Origin of the sequence: Pseudomonas sp. Seg1, assembly GCF_018326005.1 — a bacterium.
Taxonomy (GTDB): Bacteria; Pseudomonadota; Gammaproteobacteria; order Pseudomonadales; family Pseudomonadaceae; genus Aquipseudomonas.
In genome coordinates this window covers 3,981,548-3,997,202 of the sequence record NZ_AP021903.1, presented here as the reverse complement: position 1 = coordinate 3,997,202, position 15,655 = coordinate 3,981,548, and the positions used below count along the sequence as shown (strand labels likewise).

General features: G+C 60.1%; 16 protein-coding genes. 6 read left to right on the top strand and 10 right to left on the bottom strand.

What is annotated here, in order from left to right:
- Window positions 1–5 precede the first annotated feature (5 nt).
- On the bottom strand, window positions 6–899 hold the full coding sequence (locus KI231_RS17845; protein WP_103305901.1) for a LysR family transcriptional regulator: 894 nt from the start codon (window positions 897–899) through the stop codon (window positions 6–8).
- A 128-nt stretch (window positions 900–1,027) separates the two neighbouring features.
- Between KI231_RS17845 and KI231_RS17840 the strand changes: the two genes are divergently transcribed.
- The gene (locus KI231_RS17840; protein WP_212809297.1) at window positions 1,028–1,504 is read left to right on the top strand and encodes a (R)-mandelonitrile lyase; all 477 of its coding nucleotides are present in this window, start codon (window positions 1,028–1,030) and stop codon (window positions 1,502–1,504) included.
- Window positions 1,505–1,717: 213 nt separating this feature from the next.
- Here the strand turns inward: KI231_RS17840 and paoC are convergent, their stop codons facing one another.
- The 4 genes from paoC to KI231_RS17820 all read right to left on the bottom strand — a co-directional run bounded on the left by paoC (window position 1,718) and on the right by KI231_RS17820 (window position 7,594).
- Complete coding sequence (paoC, locus tag KI231_RS17835; RefSeq protein WP_212809295.1) at window positions 1,718–3,913, bottom strand: aldehyde oxidoreductase molybdenum-binding subunit PaoC; 2,196 nt, start codon at window positions 3,911–3,913, stop codon at window positions 1,718–1,720.
- Window positions 3,910–4,863 carry an FAD binding domain-containing protein gene (locus tag KI231_RS17830; RefSeq protein ID WP_212809294.1) on the bottom strand — a complete coding sequence of 318 codons (954 nt, stop codon included), beginning with the start codon at window positions 4,861–4,863 and terminating at the stop codon, window positions 3,910–3,912. Before KI231_RS17830 ends, paoC begins: the two co-directional genes overlap by 4 nt.
- A complete protein-coding gene (gene paoA, locus KI231_RS17825; protein ID WP_212809293.1) occupies window positions 4,860–5,483 on the bottom strand; it encodes an aldehyde dehydrogenase iron-sulfur subunit PaoA in 624 nt (207 codons plus the stop codon). The genes KI231_RS17830 and paoA overlap by 4 nt, the downstream gene beginning before the upstream one ends.
- 356 nt (window positions 5,484–5,839) lie before the next feature.
- Window positions 5,840–7,594, bottom strand: coding sequence for an L-lactate permease (locus tag KI231_RS17820; RefSeq protein ID WP_212809292.1), 1,755 nt, complete (start codon window positions 7,592–7,594; stop codon window positions 5,840–5,842).
- 243 nt (window positions 7,595–7,837) lie between these two features.
- Between KI231_RS17820 and KI231_RS17815 the strand changes: the two genes are divergently transcribed.
- A complete protein-coding gene (locus tag KI231_RS17815) occupies window positions 7,838–8,044 on the top strand; it encodes a hypothetical protein (RefSeq protein ID WP_212809291.1) in 207 nt (68 codons plus the stop codon).
- 194 nt (window positions 8,045–8,238) lie between these two features.
- Window positions 8,239–9,219, top strand: coding sequence for a hypothetical protein (locus KI231_RS17810; protein ID WP_249412049.1), 981 nt, complete (start codon window positions 8,239–8,241; stop codon window positions 9,217–9,219).
- A gap of 71 nt (window positions 9,220–9,290) precedes the next feature.
- Here the strand turns inward: KI231_RS17810 and KI231_RS17805 are convergent, their stop codons facing one another.
- Window positions 9,291–9,563 (bottom strand): hypothetical protein, encoded by a 273-nt coding sequence (locus KI231_RS17805; protein WP_212809289.1) that lies wholly within the window; start codon window positions 9,561–9,563, stop codon window positions 9,291–9,293.
- 308 nt (window positions 9,564–9,871) lie between these two features.
- Between KI231_RS17805 and KI231_RS17800 the strand changes: the two genes are divergently transcribed.
- Window positions 9,872–10,951, top strand: a complete 1,080-nt coding sequence (locus KI231_RS17800) for a hypothetical protein (protein ID WP_212809288.1) — start codon at window positions 9,872–9,874, stop codon at window positions 10,949–10,951.
- A gap of 2 nt (window positions 10,952–10,953) precedes the next feature.
- Window positions 10,954–11,307 carry a DUF1428 domain-containing protein gene (locus KI231_RS17795; protein ID WP_103305911.1) on the top strand — a complete coding sequence of 118 codons (354 nt, stop codon included), beginning with the start codon at window positions 10,954–10,956 and terminating at the stop codon, window positions 11,305–11,307.
- A 169-nt stretch (window positions 11,308–11,476) separates the two neighbouring features.
- On the opposite strand, the gene KI231_RS17790 is transcribed toward KI231_RS17795, so the two are convergent.
- A complete protein-coding gene (locus tag KI231_RS17790; RefSeq protein WP_103305912.1) occupies window positions 11,477–11,671 on the bottom strand; it encodes a hypothetical protein in 195 nt (64 codons plus the stop codon).
- A gap of 103 nt (window positions 11,672–11,774) precedes the next feature.
- Here KI231_RS17790 and thpR point away from each other — a divergent pair, with 103 nt between their 5' ends.
- The gene (thpR, locus tag KI231_RS17785; RefSeq protein ID WP_212809287.1) at window positions 11,775–12,314 is read left to right on the top strand and encodes an RNA 2',3'-cyclic phosphodiesterase; all 540 of its coding nucleotides are present in this window, start codon (window positions 11,775–11,777) and stop codon (window positions 12,312–12,314) included.
- Window positions 12,315–12,617: 303 nt separating this feature from the next.
- Here the strand turns inward: thpR and KI231_RS17780 are convergent, their stop codons facing one another.
- The 3 genes from KI231_RS17780 to KI231_RS17770 all read right to left on the bottom strand — a co-directional run bounded on the left by KI231_RS17780 (window position 12,618) and on the right by KI231_RS17770 (window position 15,639).
- Entirely contained in the window at window positions 12,618–13,715 is a 1,098-nt protein-coding gene (locus tag KI231_RS17780; RefSeq protein WP_212809286.1) for a polyamine ABC transporter substrate-binding protein, read from the bottom strand.
- Window positions 13,716–13,888: 173 nt separating this feature from the next.
- Complete coding sequence (locus KI231_RS17775; protein WP_103305915.1) at window positions 13,889–14,761, bottom strand: ABC transporter permease subunit; 873 nt, start codon at window positions 14,759–14,761, stop codon at window positions 13,889–13,891.
- Window positions 14,758–15,639, bottom strand: coding sequence for an ABC transporter permease subunit (locus KI231_RS17770; RefSeq protein ID WP_502937322.1), 882 nt, complete (start codon window positions 15,637–15,639; stop codon window positions 14,758–14,760). The genes KI231_RS17775 and KI231_RS17770 overlap by 4 nt, the downstream gene beginning before the upstream one ends.
- Window positions 15,640–15,655: the final 16 nt, after the last annotated feature.

The window sequence follows — 15,655 nt, the reverse complement described above, 5'->3', positions numbered from 1 at the left end:
CCGAATCACTCGCGATAGCGCAGCGCCTCCAGCAACAAGGCAAACGCCGGTGCCGCCTGGCGTCGGCTCGGGTAGTAAAGGTGATAACCGGCGAAGGTCGGGCACCAGTCTTCGAGCACTTGCAGCAAGCGGCCATCGGCCAGGTACGGCGCGACGATGTTTTCCGGGATATAGCTCAGGCCGAAACCGTCCAGGGCCGCATCAAGCAGCGGGTAGACGCCGTTCAGCGTGACTTGTCCGGAAACCCGCACCTTGAGGCTCTCGCCATCTTTTTCGAATTCCCAGGTATAGAGCCCGCCGTTAGTGGGCAGGCGCAAATTGTTGCAGGCGTGTTCGGTGAGCGCGCGTGGCGTTTGCGGCACTGAGCGGCTGGCGAAATACGCGGGCGACCCGACCACCGCCATGCGCATGTCCGGGCCGATGCGCGTCGCGATCATGCCTTGCGCCACGTCCTCGCCCAGGCGCACGCCCGCGTCGAAACCTTGCCCGGCGATGTCGACGAAACCGTAATCGCAGCAGACTTCGACGGCGATATCCGGGTAGCGCGGCAAAAACTTCTTGAGCACCGGGCGCAGCAGCCAGTCCAGCGAATGGTCGGTGGCGTTGATACGGATCTTGCCGGCCGGGGTTTCGCGCAGATTACTCAGAGCAGCGAGTTCTACTTCGATCTCTTCAAAGCGCGGGCCAACAGTTTGCAAAAGGTGTTCACCAGCCTCGGTAGGGGAGACGCTACGGGTGGTGCGGGTCAGCAGGCGCAGGCCCAATCGCGCTTCGAGGGCACGGATGGTATGACTGAGCGCCGATTGCGAGACGCCGAGTTTGGCCGCAGCCTTGGTGAAACTGCGCTCACGTGCCACGGCGAGAAAGGCGAGCAGGTCAGTGGCGTTTTCACGAAGCATTGATGAGTGTCCTGCATAAGTTTTTTCGAATTCTAGTCGATTATCTAAAGAGTACAGCCCGATAAAGTGAACGCATGTCCCGTGTTGGCAGTGCCGCAGGGGTTTGTCGAAATTCTGGAGGGCTTGTCATGAACCCGATTACTGCATCTGCTTTGACTCTTTCGTTGTTGGCTGCGGATGTTCAGGCCAATGAACATCCACGGGTGACGGTAACGCCCAATGGATCACAACCATCGGCTAAAGGGCCGGCTGACTGGTTTGCCGGCGCCGTGCGGATTGATGCGCCATTCAAAGGCAGCGATGACGCGCGAGTCAGCGGCGCCACGGTGACATTCGAGCCCGGAGCAAGGACGGCGTGGCATACCCATCCGTTGGGTCAGACGCTGATCGTTACTGCTGGTTCAGGTTTTGTGCAGGAGTGGGGGCAACCTGTTCGGCAGATTCGTCCTGGCGACACGGTGTGGATCGCGCCCGGTGCCAAGCATTGGCATGGCGCGGCACCAACCACGGCGATGACGCACATCGCTATTGCCGAAGTGCTGGATGGCAATGTGGTGGAGTGGATGGAGCAGGTGAGCGAAACGCAGTATCCGCGCACCGAGTGAGCCCATTTCCCTCACCCCAGCCCTCCCGAAACGTCGGACCGCCCGGTGGGAGAGGGAGCCGACGGAGGTGTCTTGCGCTATACATCGACCTGAAAGAGCAGCGTCGATTATGGATTCGGCAATGCTCTTTCAGGTCGGCGTAGTTCTGAAGCATCCCCCAATCGGTCCCCTCTCCCTTTGGGAGAGGGTTAGGGTGAGGGGCTTTTCAGCGCTTCAGATCATTTCCGGCAACGACGAGAGAATCTTGTCCAGGGTAATCGGATACTCCCGCACCCGTGCCCCGGTCGCGTTGTAGATCGCATTCGCCACCGCCGCACTCACCCCGCAAATCCCCAACTCACCGACACCCTTGGCCTTCATCGGCGAAGAAATCGGATCGGTCTCATCAAGAAAAATCACCTCCTGATGCGGAATGTCGGCGTGCACCGGAACTTCATATCCCGCCAGATCGTGGTTGACGAAAAAGCCAAGCTTCTTGTCGACCGCCAATTCCTCCATCAACGCCGCGCCCACGCCCATGGTCATCGCCCCGATCACCTGACTGCGCGCGGCTTTCGGGTTAAGAATCCGTCCGGCAGAACACACGGCGAGCATGCGCCGCACGCGAACTTCGCCAGTCGCCGCATCCACCGCGACTTCAACAAAGTGCGCACCAAACGTCGACTGCTGATACTGCTTGGCAAGGTCGGCGAACTCAATGCTGTCCTCTGCTTCAACAACGCCGTTCTGCGCCGCATTGCGCAGCGGCAAGGTTTTGCCGCCGGCTCGCACCTGACCGTCAGTAAACTCGACTTCGCCATTCATGCCCAGTTTTGCCGCGACCGCTTCACGCAGTTTTACGCACGCGGCATAGACCCCGGCCGTCGAGCAGTTGGCGCCGAACTGGCCACCGGAGCCCGCTGACACGGGGAAGTTCGAATCGCCCAACCGCACCACGACATCGTCGATACCCACGCCCATCATCTCGGCAGCGGTCTGCGCGATGATCGTGTAACTGCCGGTGCCGATGTCGGTCATGTCGGTTTCCACCGTGACCTTGCCGTCGCGCTCCAGTCGGACCCGTGCGCCGGACTCCACCAGCAGGTTATTACGGATTGCTGCACCGACGCCCATGCCGATCAGCCAGCGACCCTCGCGGCGACTGCCGGGCTTGGCGTTGCGCTGATCCCAGCCGAATTTATCGGCACCGGTTTGCAGGCATTCGATCAAACGCCGCTGGGAGAATGGCCGCTCGGTTTTCACCGGGTCGACCTGAGTGTCATTGAGGATGCGGAACTGGATCGGATCGAGTTTGAGCTGCTCGGCCATTTCATCCATGGCGATTTCCAGCGCCATCAACCCCGGTGTTTCACCCGGCGCACGCATGGCGTTGCCTTCGGGCAGATCGAGCGGCGCCAGACGCATGCTGACCAAACGATTTTGTGCGGCGTAGAGCAACTGACTCGGTTGCGCCGCGACCTCGACTTTGCCGTCCTCAAGGTTGCCCGACCAGCCTTCGTGAGCGATGGCGGTGAGTTTGCCGTCCGCCGTCGCCCCCATACGGATGCGCTGGATAGTCGCTGGACGGTGGGTGGTGTTGTTGGCGATCTGTGGGCGGGCGAGGGCGACTTTCACCGGTCTGCTCGCCATGCGCGCGCCGAGGGCGGCGAGGATCGCGTCGGCGCGAATGAACAACTTGCCGCCAAAACCGCCGCCAATGTACGGCGAGATCAAGCGGACTTTTTCCTCGGGCAAGCCAAGGGTAGTGGCGATGTCACCGACGCTCCAGGCGATCATCTGGTTGGACGTCCACAAGGTCAGCTGATCGCCTTTCCACGCGGCCAATGTTGCGTGCGGCTCCATCATCGCGTGGGACTGATCCGGGGTGGTGTAGGTCTGGTCGAACTGCACCGGCGCGGCGGTAAAAGCGGCGGCAAAATCGCCGTGTTTTACGTCTGGCAGTTCGTCTTTCGGTTCAACGCCTTGATCGCGCACGCTGGCCAGATCGAACTCGCCTTTGGCCGCTACGTAATCGATTTTTACCAACTGCGCAGCAGCGCGCGCCTGCTCGAAAGTCTCGGCGACCACCAGCGCGACAGCCTGGTGATAATGCTGCACCTCAGGGTCGGCCAGCAGGTGCGCCGAGTTGTATTTGCCCTTGCCGAGTTTGCCGGCGTTGGCGGCGGTAACGATCGCCAGAACACCGGGCGCGGCTTTGGCTGCTTCCAGATCGATGTTGGTAATGCGGCCCTTGGCGATGGCCGAGCCGACCATGAAACCGTAGGCCTGATTGGCCACCGCTTCATGTTGTTCGTAGGCGTACGGCGCCTGGCCGCAGGTTTTCAGTTTGCCTTCGATGCGGTCGGTGGGTTTGCCGATGACCTTCAATTGATCAATCGGGTTGGTGGTGGCGGGCGTGTCGAATTTCATGCTTCATCCCTCGCTTGCGCCAACACCGAGCCGAGCGTGCGCTCGACCAGGGTCAGTTTGAATTGGTTGTCGTCGGTTGGCGTGGCGCCTTCGAGCAATCGTTCGCTGACGGCTTTCGCACCCTTGGGCAGCAGCGCTTCAGCCGCTTCGACGCGCCACGGTTTCGGCGCAATTCCGCCGACGGCGATGCGGCCGCTGCCGTCCTTTTGCAGGATCAGACCGACCGACACCAGCGCAAACGCGTAGGACGAACGATCACGTACCTTGTGATAAACGTGGGTGCCGCCGAGCGGAGCGGGCAGGGTCACCGAGGTGATGAATTCGCCGGGTGTGAGGCTGGTTTCAATGTTCGGCGTGTTGCCGGGCAACTGATGGAAATCCGCCATGGCAATGCGGCGCGTGCTGCCGTCCGGTTTGACCGTTTCAATCTGCGCATCGAGGGCGCGCATCGCAATCGCCATGTCGCTCGGGTGCGTGGCGATGCACGCCGCGCTGACACCGATGATTCCCAACTGCCGACTGACCCCGCCAATCGCCGCACAGCCACTGCCTGGGTTGCGCTTGTTGCAGGCCTGATTAGTGTCGTAGAAATACGGGCAGCGCGTGCGTTGCAGCAGGTTGCCGGCGGTGGTCGCCATGTTGCGCAACTGCCCCGAAGCGCCGGCGAGCAAAGCGCGCGACAGCAGCGCGTAGTCCTTGCGTACGCGGGCGTCGGCAGCCAGATCAGTGTTGCGCACCAGCGCACCGATGCGCAGACCGCCCTCGGGCGTGGCTTCGATCTGGTCCAACCCGAGGTGATTGACGTCGATAAGGTGCAGCGGGGTTTCGATGTCGAGCTTCATCAGATCGAGCAGATTGGTGCCGCCGGCGATGAATTTCGCGCCTTCGATCTGCGCCGCTTGTGCCGCGGCGGCGGGGGAGTCGGCGCGGCTGTAATTGAACGGTCTCATACCGGCACCTCCGCGACTTCGCTGATCGCCTCGATGATGTTCGAGTAGGCGCCGCAGCGGCAGATGTTGCCGCTCATGCGTTCCTGGAATTCTGAAGCGATCAGTTGTGGTTGCTCGGTCAGGCTGGGACTGACATGGCTGGGAATACCGTCGCGGATTTCCTTGATGACCGCCACCGCCGAGCAAATCTGCCCCGGCGTGCAATAGCCGCACTGATAGCCGTCGTGTTTGATGAACGCGGCTTGCATCGGGTGCAGGTTGTCCGGCATGCCGAGGCCTTCGATGGTGGTGATCTCTGAGCCTTCGTGCATGACCGCCAGGGTCAGGCAGGAATTGATCCGTCGATCATCGGCGATCACCGTGCACGCGCCGCACTGGCCGTGGTCGCAGCCTTTTTTGCTGCCGGTCAGGTGCAGGTGTTCACGCAGGGCGTCGAGCAGGGTGGTGCGGTTGTCGACCTCAAGGGCGCGGGGCTTGCCATTGATTTGAATCGTCACTTTGTTCATGGCCGGTTGCTCCAGATTGGCGGCGTAGGCCTTGAGGCTGATAAAGGGTGGCATCGCAAACGCGGTCGCGGTCACGGCGCCGAGGATCAAAAATTTGCGTCGGGAAATCGGCATGGTTCGATTCCTTTTCTCTCAATCAGGCGGCAGGGTTGCGAATGGCCCATGGGGGCACGCCGGCATGCTTGCCAGTCTCGTTCTAGGAATGACCGCCGGGGAGAGGAAAAGGTTTTTGCGGATTTACGCTATAGAGTTATGCGCACAGCTCATCAATGGTCTGGCCGACACAGATTCAATGTAGGTCTTCGCCTGCTCGCGATGGCGGGGTGTCAGCCAATATAGGTGTTGAATGACAGGGCCTCATCGCTGGCAAGCCAGCTCCCACAGGGACTTATGCCGTAAACACAATTTGATTCACAACATAGAAACCTGTGGGAGCTGGATTGCCAGCGATGAGGCCAGATCATCCAGCCTCAATGCCCGCCAACCACCATATGGGTAAACGGCGCCACATACGCCTGCAACGTCACCAACCCGCCAACCAGAATCGCCAGCACAATCGAGTGAAAGAACACATAGCGCAAAATCTCGCCTTCATGCCCGTACCAACGCGTCGCCGTGGAGGCCACCACTATCGATTGCGCATCGACCATCTTGCCCATTACCCCGCCCGAACTGTTCGCCGCCGCCATCAGGATCGGACTGATCCCGAGCTGCTCCGACGTCACCCGTTGCAGCCCGCCAAACAGCACGTTCGAAGCGGTATCCGAGCCCGTCAACGCCACGCCCAGCCACCCGAGCAAGGTGCCGAACATCGGATAGAAAATCCCCGTCGCCGCAAACGCCAGGCCCATGGTTGCGTCGAGTCCCGAGTAACGCGTGAGGAACCCCAGCGCCAGCATCGCCGCAATGGTGATCAACGAAAACCGCACCACCCAGAGCGTGCGCAGGTATTGCCTGATCAGTTGCGGGATCGAATAGCCCATCAGCAGACCGCCGACGATCGCCGCGAGCAAAATCCCGCTGCCGGTGGCGGTGAACCAGGTGAATTTGTACACCGCTTCCTCGGCTTTCGGCGCGGGTACCACTGGCGGGACTTTCTCGATTTGCAGGTGCAGCGTGTTGAAGGTCACGGCCGGAGCGAAAATCGGGTTGGCCTCGTTGACCGGTTTGCCTTGCGGATCAAGTTTCGCCGAATGCGTGACCGGATCGATTGCCGGGCGCACGTCGAACATGTTCTTGAAGCCCTGGGTGCCCCAGGCAAACACAAACACGGTGAGGATGATCCACGGCATCCACGCGCGCATCACCGCCGGGCGCGCCTGATCGCTGAACGCGGCGCTGGCGGTGACTTTTTCTTCCTCGACTTTCGAGTTGTCGACTCGCCCTGACAGCGCCGCCGAGGTATGAATCGTCGCCGGTTTCCACACCTTCAAGAACAGCGTCAGGCACGCCATGGAAATCAGCGCGGCGATCACGTCCACCAGCATTGGTCCGTGGAAGTTCGACACGAGGAATTGCGGCACGGCGAAGCTGACCCCGGCCACCAGAATCGCCGGCCAGATCTCCAGCATCTTGCGCCACCCGGCGAACGCCCAGATCAACCAGAACGGCACCAGCACGGAAAAGAACGGCAGTTGCCGACCGACCATCATCGACAGTTCCATCTCATCCAGTCCGGTGACTTTGGCCAGGGTGATGATCGGCGTACCGAGCGCGCCGAAGGCCACTGGCGCGGTGTTGGCGATCAAGGCCAGACCGGACGCGGCCAACGGTGAAAAACCGAGGCCGATCAAAATCGCCCCGGTCACCGCTACCGGCGTGCCGAAGCCCGCCGCGCCTTCGAAAAATGCCCCGAAGCAAAAGGCGATCAACAGCAACTGCAAGCGTCGATCGTCGGTGATCCGTGCCAGTGAATCCTGCAACACCTTGAACGAACCGTTCTCGGTGGTCAGGCGATGCAGGAAGATGATGTTGAGCACGATCCAGCCAATCGGCAACAAGCCGTTGGCTGCGCCGAACAGCGCCGCAGAACCGGCCATGCTCGCCGGCATGCCGAAGGCGAAGATCGAAATCAGCAGCGCCGAAGCGAGGGCGAGCAGGGCGGCCAGATGCGCCTTGACGTGGAAGAAGGCCAGCGCCGCGAGCATCACCACCACCGGTACGGCGGCCATGAGCGTGGAGATCACCGGGTTGCCGAACGGATCATAGATTTGCTGCCAGACCATGGTGCACCTCTGCTTTTTATTCTTGAGGGCGCAGGTCCGTTGCGTGGGTATCGTCAAGAAGCAGTATAGGTGGCATTACGCCGCTGTTCGGCCAGGGCGATTGAGGCGATAAACGGTCGTTGCTGGCCACTGAATCAAAGTGTTTTTGCCCGGTCGTATGGGCGGCTGCGCGCACTGCGTCCTGAAGGAGCAGGCAGCGTTAGCCGTTCCGTCGTCAAGACCTTGGTTTTAGGGAAGTGTTGAATGAAGCGCGCTACAACGATGTTGCTGACCGTGACCGCCGCCGTAATGCTCGGTGGCTGTGTGGCGGATTTTGATGATGACCACCGCCACGGCCGGCATTACGACCGCGATCATGGGCGCAATTACGACCATGACCGACGCTGGGATGACCGCGATGACGACCGCCGCGACGGGCGTCGCTACTACCGTGATCGCGATGATGACTGACTGAGTTCTGCGCGTCGGGCATGAAAAGAGTTACGCAGACATGAGGGGATGGACTCGATGATGGCGATTCAGTAGCATCGCCGTCTTTTTGCCTTTCTCACCCAAGGATGATCATGTCTGTCTCTCCTCTGTTGCGTTGCTCGCCCGCTGTAATCTGCGCAGCGCTGTCGGGGCTCTTGCTTTCGGGATGCTCTGTGACGGGCACTTATCAGGATGCTACCGACAGCAATGCCGCCAAGTTGCGTTTTGTCGCCAATACCGATAACGCAACGATGGACTACTACGATGCAGAGCATTGCGATGGTCTGACGACGGGCCTGCTCAACAATCTGTTCATCCCCGACAGCAACCGCCGGGCCGGCATGATGGTCGCCCCACCGGAAAAGGCCAGGGGCTATCTGGAAATCAAACTGCCGCCCGAAAAAGACATGTACCTGAGTGTCAACACCCAAGTGGGTTATGCCGTTTGCGGATACGGTTTCAACTTCAAACCTGAGCGTGGTTCAGAGTACGAATTGACCCTCAGCGTCAAGGGCCGGCAATGTTCGACATTGTTGCAGCAGGTGCAGCGTATTGACGGCAAGGACCTGCGCACGCCCATTCCAATGAAACGAGAGGGACTGGAGGCATGTGCCGGGCGTGGGATCTTTCCGAAAACACTGGTGCAGTTGCCGGATACGCCGGAGCGCACCGCCATGATCGATCGCATCGTCGAGGCGAGTCTTTTCGTGGCGATCAAATCTGATCTGAAAACGCCGACGTCGACGAGCTTTTCCCCGGACAAAATCGATTCGATGGTCAGCGAGCGAAAGGGCAAAATCCGCTTCGAATTGCCGGATGAGTACTGGACGCTCTATCGCCAGAATCTGTTCGAGTTCACCCATGAAAGCGATGCCATTGCCAGCGAGGCGATGGCACGTACCAGCGATGAGTACCGCAAGCGTTTGCGCAGTATCGACGACCAGCAGTTGAAGGCATGGTCCGCCGTTGACGGTACTTCCGGTAAGCGCGGCAACGTGGCGCCGACGGAGATGGAGACGGCCATGATCCAGTTTTACTATCAGTCGGCCAAAGAGGAGATGGCCGAAGCCAGCAGACGCCATCTCGACCGCATGGCTAGATTGGAAGCGCAATACGACGTGTGCTCGCGTTACCGCGATTGCTGGACACGCTGAGCAGCGTTATTGCGTTGTAAAAAAGCCCACTGCGCCGAAACGGCCAGTGGGCTTTTTTGTGCGTGTTGCAATTAAAAGTGAGCGCTCGCCCGGACGCTGGTATGCGCAGGCACTGAGGCCTCGAGATCCAGCAAATGGGTGGCGAGAATGTCGCTCAGAAAGCGGAACTGATCGTTGATGCCGACCACTTCATTGCTGAAATGATTGGTCGCGGCGGGCATCAGCAGATCTTCGAAATCTTCGTTGAACACCAGCGTCTGCGCCTTGCGGTTGACGACGTGTTGTTCGTAGTAGTTGCTGCCGAACACCGGGAAACTCACGGAGAGTGCGATGGTGTGAATCATGATGTGAACTCCTCGTTGTGTCTCGGATGGGGCAATCGTGCCTTCGCCGGACGGCGGGCGGAAGGCAATCGTCGCGATGGTGAATATCGACGGCATTGATGGTTGGGAATTCGGTGGTGGGTTTGCTGGCCCCATCGCCGGCAAGCCAGCTCCCACGGGAATCGCGGGTGCTCACAAAATCCAAGTTCGCTGGAGATCACTGTGGGAGCTGGCTTGCCAGCGATAGGGCCAGCACCTCCACCATCAGGCTCTACTGATGCACCTATACTCAAATCTGCCTATCTCCTGATTTGAAGGAAACCGCCACCGTGACCCTGCGTGCGCTGGCCCTTGCCGCACTGTTTCTGCTGGCCGGCTGCGCCTCTTCGGTGCGGGCCCCTGCACCCGCGCCGGCAGTGGTTGTGTCACCCGCAACCTGGCAGCAAGTCGACCGCGAGATCGTCAGTGCTTCGCAACAGGCCACCGAGCAGGTCAAGCTGTTCGCCCGTGGCTCGATGGAACATTGGCGCACTCGCGTCTATCAGCAAACTGAAGAAAATTTCATCCCGTGGTTCAGCAGCTACTGGACCCAGGAATGGCTGTCGATGAAGGTCAGTTGGTACACGATCAGTGCCGGCGGCGAGCAGGACGCATCGGCCAAGCGTCTGGCGACGTATCTGCTTGAGCAATATCAGGAAAGGGTGCTGGCACCGGTGGCGGTGGAGGTTGATCCGGACGCGATTCTGGGGCAGGCCACGGCGTTCTATGCGCAACTGATGGCACAACAGATGCCGCTCATCGCCCAGCGTCACGGCGTGCCGGCCGCTCAGCTCAACGGGCGTTTGCAGAAGATTCCGGCGATCGCACTTGGCCCGCCACCTGCGCGCGATGCCTCGTTGTACAAGGTCATCAGTACCGAACCGTTGAACACGTTGCCGGCCTACGCGGCGCTGATCGACAAGATTCACACTGACGGCGGCGCCAAGGGCATTGCCTCGACCGACGCCGGCATGGCGCCGGTGGCCAAACGCGCCAGCCAGCGCATGGAAGCGGAAATGGCCCCGCGTGGCGCCGCCAGCGCCGTCGCAGCAGCGGCCGGCAAACTGGCTGGGGCGATGATCTCGGTGGGAGTGATGGGGATCCGGGCGATCCTCCAGGCCAACGACCGGCCTGACAGCGAGGCGCTGATCCGCAGCAGCCTGGGCAACACCTTTGATAAGGCCTGGCTGAAACTGGTGCAGAACCCGACCACCGGTGTCATGGCCGGCACGTTGCACATGGCCGGGCAGGTCGAGCGCAATCTGGGTGGGGGCGAGGAGCCGTCGGTCGGGTTGGGCGTGAATCGTGTCGAATGGCAGCCGCCGCAATCGACCATTCAACAGAACGAACCCACCGTACAAGGAGAATAGTCATGGCTTACATCGATATTTTTGTTGCCCCGGTCCCGACTGCCAATCGTGAACAGTACAAAAAGCATGCCGAAATCGCCGCGGTACTCTTTAAGGAATACGGCGCTCTGAGCGTGGCCGAATGCTGGGGTGACGACGTGCCGGACGGCAAGCTCACGTCGTTCCCGATGGCAGTGAAACTCAAGGAGGGTGAAACCGTGGCGTCTGGCTGGCTGATCTGGCCAGACAAAGCCACCCGCGACGCCGGCATGGCGAAAATGATGGAAGACCCGCGCATGAAACCCGACGTCAACCCGATGCCGTTTGACGGGCAGCGCATGATTTATGGCGGCTTCCAGTACCTCATCGAGCCCTGAAGCCTGAAACTTTCGGGAACTCGAATAACTCTGTGAGAGCTGGTTTGCCAGCGATCGGGCCAGCCTGTTCAGCATCAGTGTTGACGGGGCTATCGCCATCGCTGGCAAGCCAGCTCCCACAGGGATTTGCGCTGGATGGACGATCGCGGCATCCCGCAGGTTTTGTATCTCATTCTGCTGACGGGGTGATCCGGCAGCTTTTGCGGTGGCGGATCTGTTCGTCCGTCGGCCGCTCACGGATGAATTCGAAACGTGGCTCGCCCTCGCTGTAATGCACCAGCCAGCCCCATTCCAGTTCCTGTTCATCCTGCCCGGGATTCGGTGGCCGGGCCCACCACGGCTCTTTGCTGAGGATCTCGCGCATGGCGACCTCCGGTTGATGGCAATCCTTGAACTATAGACCTGCGTTGCGAGTCGTCAGATCAGGCTGTGTAGAATCTGCCGTTCAACCAGTGAAGGAGCAGGCCATGACCGACGAAGCGCACAGGGATGAGCCGTTCAAGCGGCTGTTTTTTGCACTGGACTGCCCACCGGCGCAGCGCAAGGCGATAGCTCAGTGGCGTGCGGAGTTGGGTTTGCGGGCCGGCAAAGCTGTACCGGCGGATAATTTTCACCTGACCCTGTTGTTCCTCGGCGCCGTGTCGCTGGCGCAGATCGGCGAGGTCTGCGAAGCCGCTGGCAAAGTGCGCACGCCGGGGCAGGCGTTGCGCATTTCATTGGATCGCTTGCAGGTCTGGCACCGCGCCGGGGTGTTGTCACTGGCGCCCGAGCAAGCGCCGCCGGAGTTGCTGCGCCTGGTCTACGGCCTGGAACAGGCCATGCTGCCATTCGGCTTTGAAGAGACAGCCCGGGAGTTTCGCCCGCACCTGACGCTGGCTCGGGATTACCGTGCGCCAGAGCCGGAATACACTACGCCGCCGGAATTCTTCCTGCGTGCCGAACGCTTTGCCTTGTACGAATCGCACAAGGGCCGTTACCGCGTTCTGCAGGATTGGCCGCTGATCTGAAGAGACAAAAAAAGGCGCCCAAGGGCGCCTGAAATTCACCTGAGCCGAGGGAGCCAGGTGAGGCCGTTCATTGCAGGGTGCAGCGGTGGTAAGGCGCTGCTTGAACGGGAAAGCACTGAATTATTTAAGCTAAGAAAATCCTGGGCCTGGCACTGTCTGAATGTGATCTCAAAACCCTGTGGGAGCTGGCTTGCCAGCGATGGGGTCAGAACATCCGAATCACCTTTGCCTGACCCACCGTCATCGCTGGCAAGCCAGCTCCCACATGTTCATCAGTGTTGTTGGAACTCCAACTCCGTAGGGTTACTTGCCGAGTTTCACTCGGGTCCAGCCACGGGTCATGATCCGCTGGGTGGCGATCGGCTGATCCGGCACCGCATACAAAGTCGCCATCACCGCTTGCGACGGGTACGAGCCCGGGTCGTTGCGGATCGCTTCGTCCACCAGCGGTGTAGCGGCCGAGTTGGCATTGCTGTAGCCGTTGCTGTTGGTGATCTCGGCAATGATGTCCGGGCGCATCAGGAAGTCCATGAACAGGTACGCGTTGTCGACGTTCGCCGCATCGCGCGGGATCGCGACCATGTCATAGAAGCTGCCGGCACCTTCCTTCGGGATGCTGTAGTCGATCACCACGTTGTTCCCCGATTCCACGGCGCGAGCCTTGGCCTGCAGCACGTCACCGGAATAACCGACGGCCACGCAGATGTTGCCGTTGGCCAGATCCGAGATGTACTTCGAAGAATGGAAGTACGCCACGTACGGGCGGATTTTCATGAACAGCGCTTCGGCTTCGAGGATGTGCGCCTTGTCCTTGTCGTTCACCGGGTAGCCCAGATAGTGCAGGGCGGCCGGGATCATCTCGGTCGGCGAATCGAGGAAACTGATGCCGCAGGCTTTGAGCTTTTCAGCGTTTTCCGGCTTGAACAGCAAGTCCCAGGAATTGGTCGGGGCATTGGCGCCGAGTACTTCCTTGACCTTGGCCGGGTTGAAACCGATGCCGATCGAGCCCCACATGTACGGGAACGCATGGGCGTTGTCCGGATCACTGGCGGCAGCGTTTTTCAGCAGCACCGGGTTGAGATTCTTCCAGTTCGGCAGCTTCGATTTGTCCAGCGTCTGATAGACGCCGGCCTTGATCTGCTTGGCCAGGAAACTGTTGGACGGCACGACCAGGTCGTAGCCGGATTTGCCCGCCAGCAAACGCGCCTCAAGGGTTTCGTTGCTGTCGAAGACGTCGTAGGTCACGCGGATGCCGGTCTCGTCTTCGAACTTCTTGACGGTGTCCGGCGCGATGTAATCGGACCAGTTGTAAACACGCAGCACCTTGTCGTTGGCCTGGGCGCCCATGACGATTGCGCCCATTAAGGACAGTGTCAGCAGAGTCCTGCCAAACATTTTCATCGGTGAAACTCCATTCTTCTTATTCAAAAACACAACACAAAAATCTTGGTATACACAGAACCATTGTGGCGAGGGAGCTTGCTCCCGCTGGGCTGCGCAGCGGCCCCAAAGATCTTGTGAGCGCTGCGCACTCAAGCGGGAGCAAGCTCCCTCGCCACAAAAGCGGTAACTCTCTATGCGGTGGCGGCGCGCTGCGGCTGCCATGACTCATTCGCCGTCTGATCCATCGCTTCCTGAATCGCCTTCTTGCGGCTGGCCTCTGCCTTGCGGCCGAAGTACCAGACCAGGAAAGTCACCAGCGACACCGCCAGCAGAATCAAGCTCGCCACCGCGTTGATCTCAGGCTTCACGCCCAGACGCACCGCAGAGAACACTTCCATCGGCAGGGTGGTGGAGCCCGGGCCGGACACGAAGCTCGCCAACACCAGGTCATCCAGCGACAAGGCAAACGACATCATCCCGCCCGCGGCCAGCGACGGCGCGATCATCGGAATCGTGATGAGGAAGAACACCTTGAACGGCTTCGCGCCCAGATCCATCGCTGCTTCTTCGATCGACAGGTCCAGTTCACGCAGGCGGGCGGAGACTACCACCGCCACATAGGCTGCACAAAACGTGGTGTGGGCGATCCAGATGGTGACGATGCCACGTTCCTGCGGCCAGCCGATCAGTTGCGCCATCGCCACGAACAGCAGCAACAGAGACAGACCGGTGATCACTTCCGGCATCACCAACGGCGCTGTGACCAGGCCACCAAACAGCGTGCGGCCCTTGAAGCGGGTGACGCGCGTCAGCACGAAGGCGGCGAGGGTGCCCAGCGCAACAGCGGCAATCGCGGTGTAACAGGCGATTTCCAGCGAACGCACCACCGAGCCCATCAGTTGCGTGTTGTCGAGCAGGCCGACGTACCACTTCACCGACCAGCCGCCCCACACCGTCACCAGTTTCGAGGCGTTGAACGAGTAGATCACCAGAATCAGCATCGGCAGATAGATGAACATCAGGCCGAAGATCAGCATGAACTTGGAAAAACCGAAGCGTTTCATCCCCGTGCCTCCATCTCTTTGGCCTGGCTGCGGTTGAACAGCAGAATCGGCACAATCAGGATCAACAGCATCACCACCGCCAGGGCAGACGCCACCGGCCAGTCGCGGTTATTGAAGAACTCTTGCCACAGCACGCGACCGATCATCAGGGTCTCCGGGCCGCCCAACAGTTCCGGAATCACGAACTCACCTACCACCGGAATGAACACCAGCATTGCGCCTGCAATAATCCCGTTCTTGGCCAGCGGCACGGTGATTTTCCAGAAGTTGTTGAAGTTGCTCGAACCCAGATCCGACGCGGCTTCCAGCAGGCTGCCATCGTGTTTGACGAGGTTGGCGTACAGCGGCAACACCATGAACGGCAGATAGGCATAAACCACGCCGATATACACGGCGGTGTTGGTGTTGAGGATCTCGATCGGGTGATCGGTCAGCCCCGTCCACATCAGAAATGCGTTAAGCAGACCGTTGTTGCTGAGGATGCCCATCCACGCGTAAACGCGGATCAGGATTGCGGTCCAGGTCGGCATCATGATCAACAGCAGCAGGACGTTTTGCGTTTCCTTGCCGGTTTTGGTGATCGCGTAGGCCATCGGGAAACCGATCAGCAGGCACATCATCGTGCTCAGTGCCGCGACCTTCAGCGAACCGAGGTACGCCGACAGGTACAACTCGTCTTCGCCGAGCATGCTGTAGTTGCCGATGTTCAGCAGCAGCTGGAATTTCTGTTCGGCGTAGGTGTAGATCTCCGAGTACGGCGGGATCGACAGTGCGGCTTCCGAAAAGCTGATCTTCATCACCAGAAAGAACGGCAGCATGAAGAACAGGAACAGCCAGATGAACGGAATGCCGATCACCAGTTTTCGTCCGCTGGGCACCAGGCGCAGGAATTGC

Excerpts from the sequence above, each read along its gene's own strand:
- KI231_RS17830 (WP_212809294.1), bottom strand. The coding sequence starts at position 4,863 with ATGAGACCGTTCAATTACAGCCGCGCCGACTCCCCCGCCGCCGCGGCA.
- KI231_RS17815 (WP_212809291.1), top strand. The coding sequence starts at position 7,838 with ATGAAGCGCGCTACAACGATGTTGCTGACCGTGACCGCCGCCGTAATG.
- KI231_RS17845 (WP_103305901.1), bottom strand. The coding sequence starts at position 899 with ATGCTTCGTGAAAACGCCACTGACCTGCTCGCCTTTCTCGCCGTGGCA.
- thpR (WP_212809287.1), top strand. The coding sequence starts at position 11,775 with ATGACCGACGAAGCGCACAGGGATGAGCCGTTCAAGCGGCTGTTTTTT.
- KI231_RS17790 (WP_103305912.1), bottom strand. The coding sequence starts at position 11,671 with ATGCGCGAGATCCTCAGCAAAGAGCCGTGGTGGGCCCGGCCACCGAAT.
- KI231_RS17840 (WP_212809297.1), top strand. The coding sequence starts at position 1,028 with ATGAACCCGATTACTGCATCTGCTTTGACTCTTTCGTTGTTGGCTGCG.
- KI231_RS17780 (WP_212809286.1), bottom strand. The coding sequence starts at position 13,715 with ATGAAAATGTTTGGCAGGACTCTGCTGACACTGTCCTTAATGGGCGCA.
- paoC (WP_212809295.1), bottom strand. The coding sequence starts at position 3,913 with ATGAAATTCGACACGCCCGCCACCACCAACCCGATTGATCAATTGAAG.
- KI231_RS17775 (WP_103305915.1), bottom strand. The coding sequence starts at position 14,761 with ATGAAACGCTTCGGTTTTTCCAAGTTCATGCTGATCTTCGGCCTGATG.
- KI231_RS17795 (WP_103305911.1), top strand. The coding sequence starts at position 10,954 with ATGGCTTACATCGATATTTTTGTTGCCCCGGTCCCGACTGCCAATCGT.
- KI231_RS17805 (WP_212809289.1), bottom strand. The coding sequence starts at position 9,563 with ATGATTCACACCATCGCACTCTCCGTGAGTTTCCCGGTGTTCGGCAGC.
- KI231_RS17820 (WP_212809292.1), bottom strand. The coding sequence starts at position 7,594 with ATGGTCTGGCAGCAAATCTATGATCCGTTCGGCAACCCGGTGATCTCC.
- paoA (WP_212809293.1), bottom strand. The coding sequence starts at position 5,483 with ATGCCGATTTCCCGACGCAAATTTTTGATCCTCGGCGCCGTGACCGCG.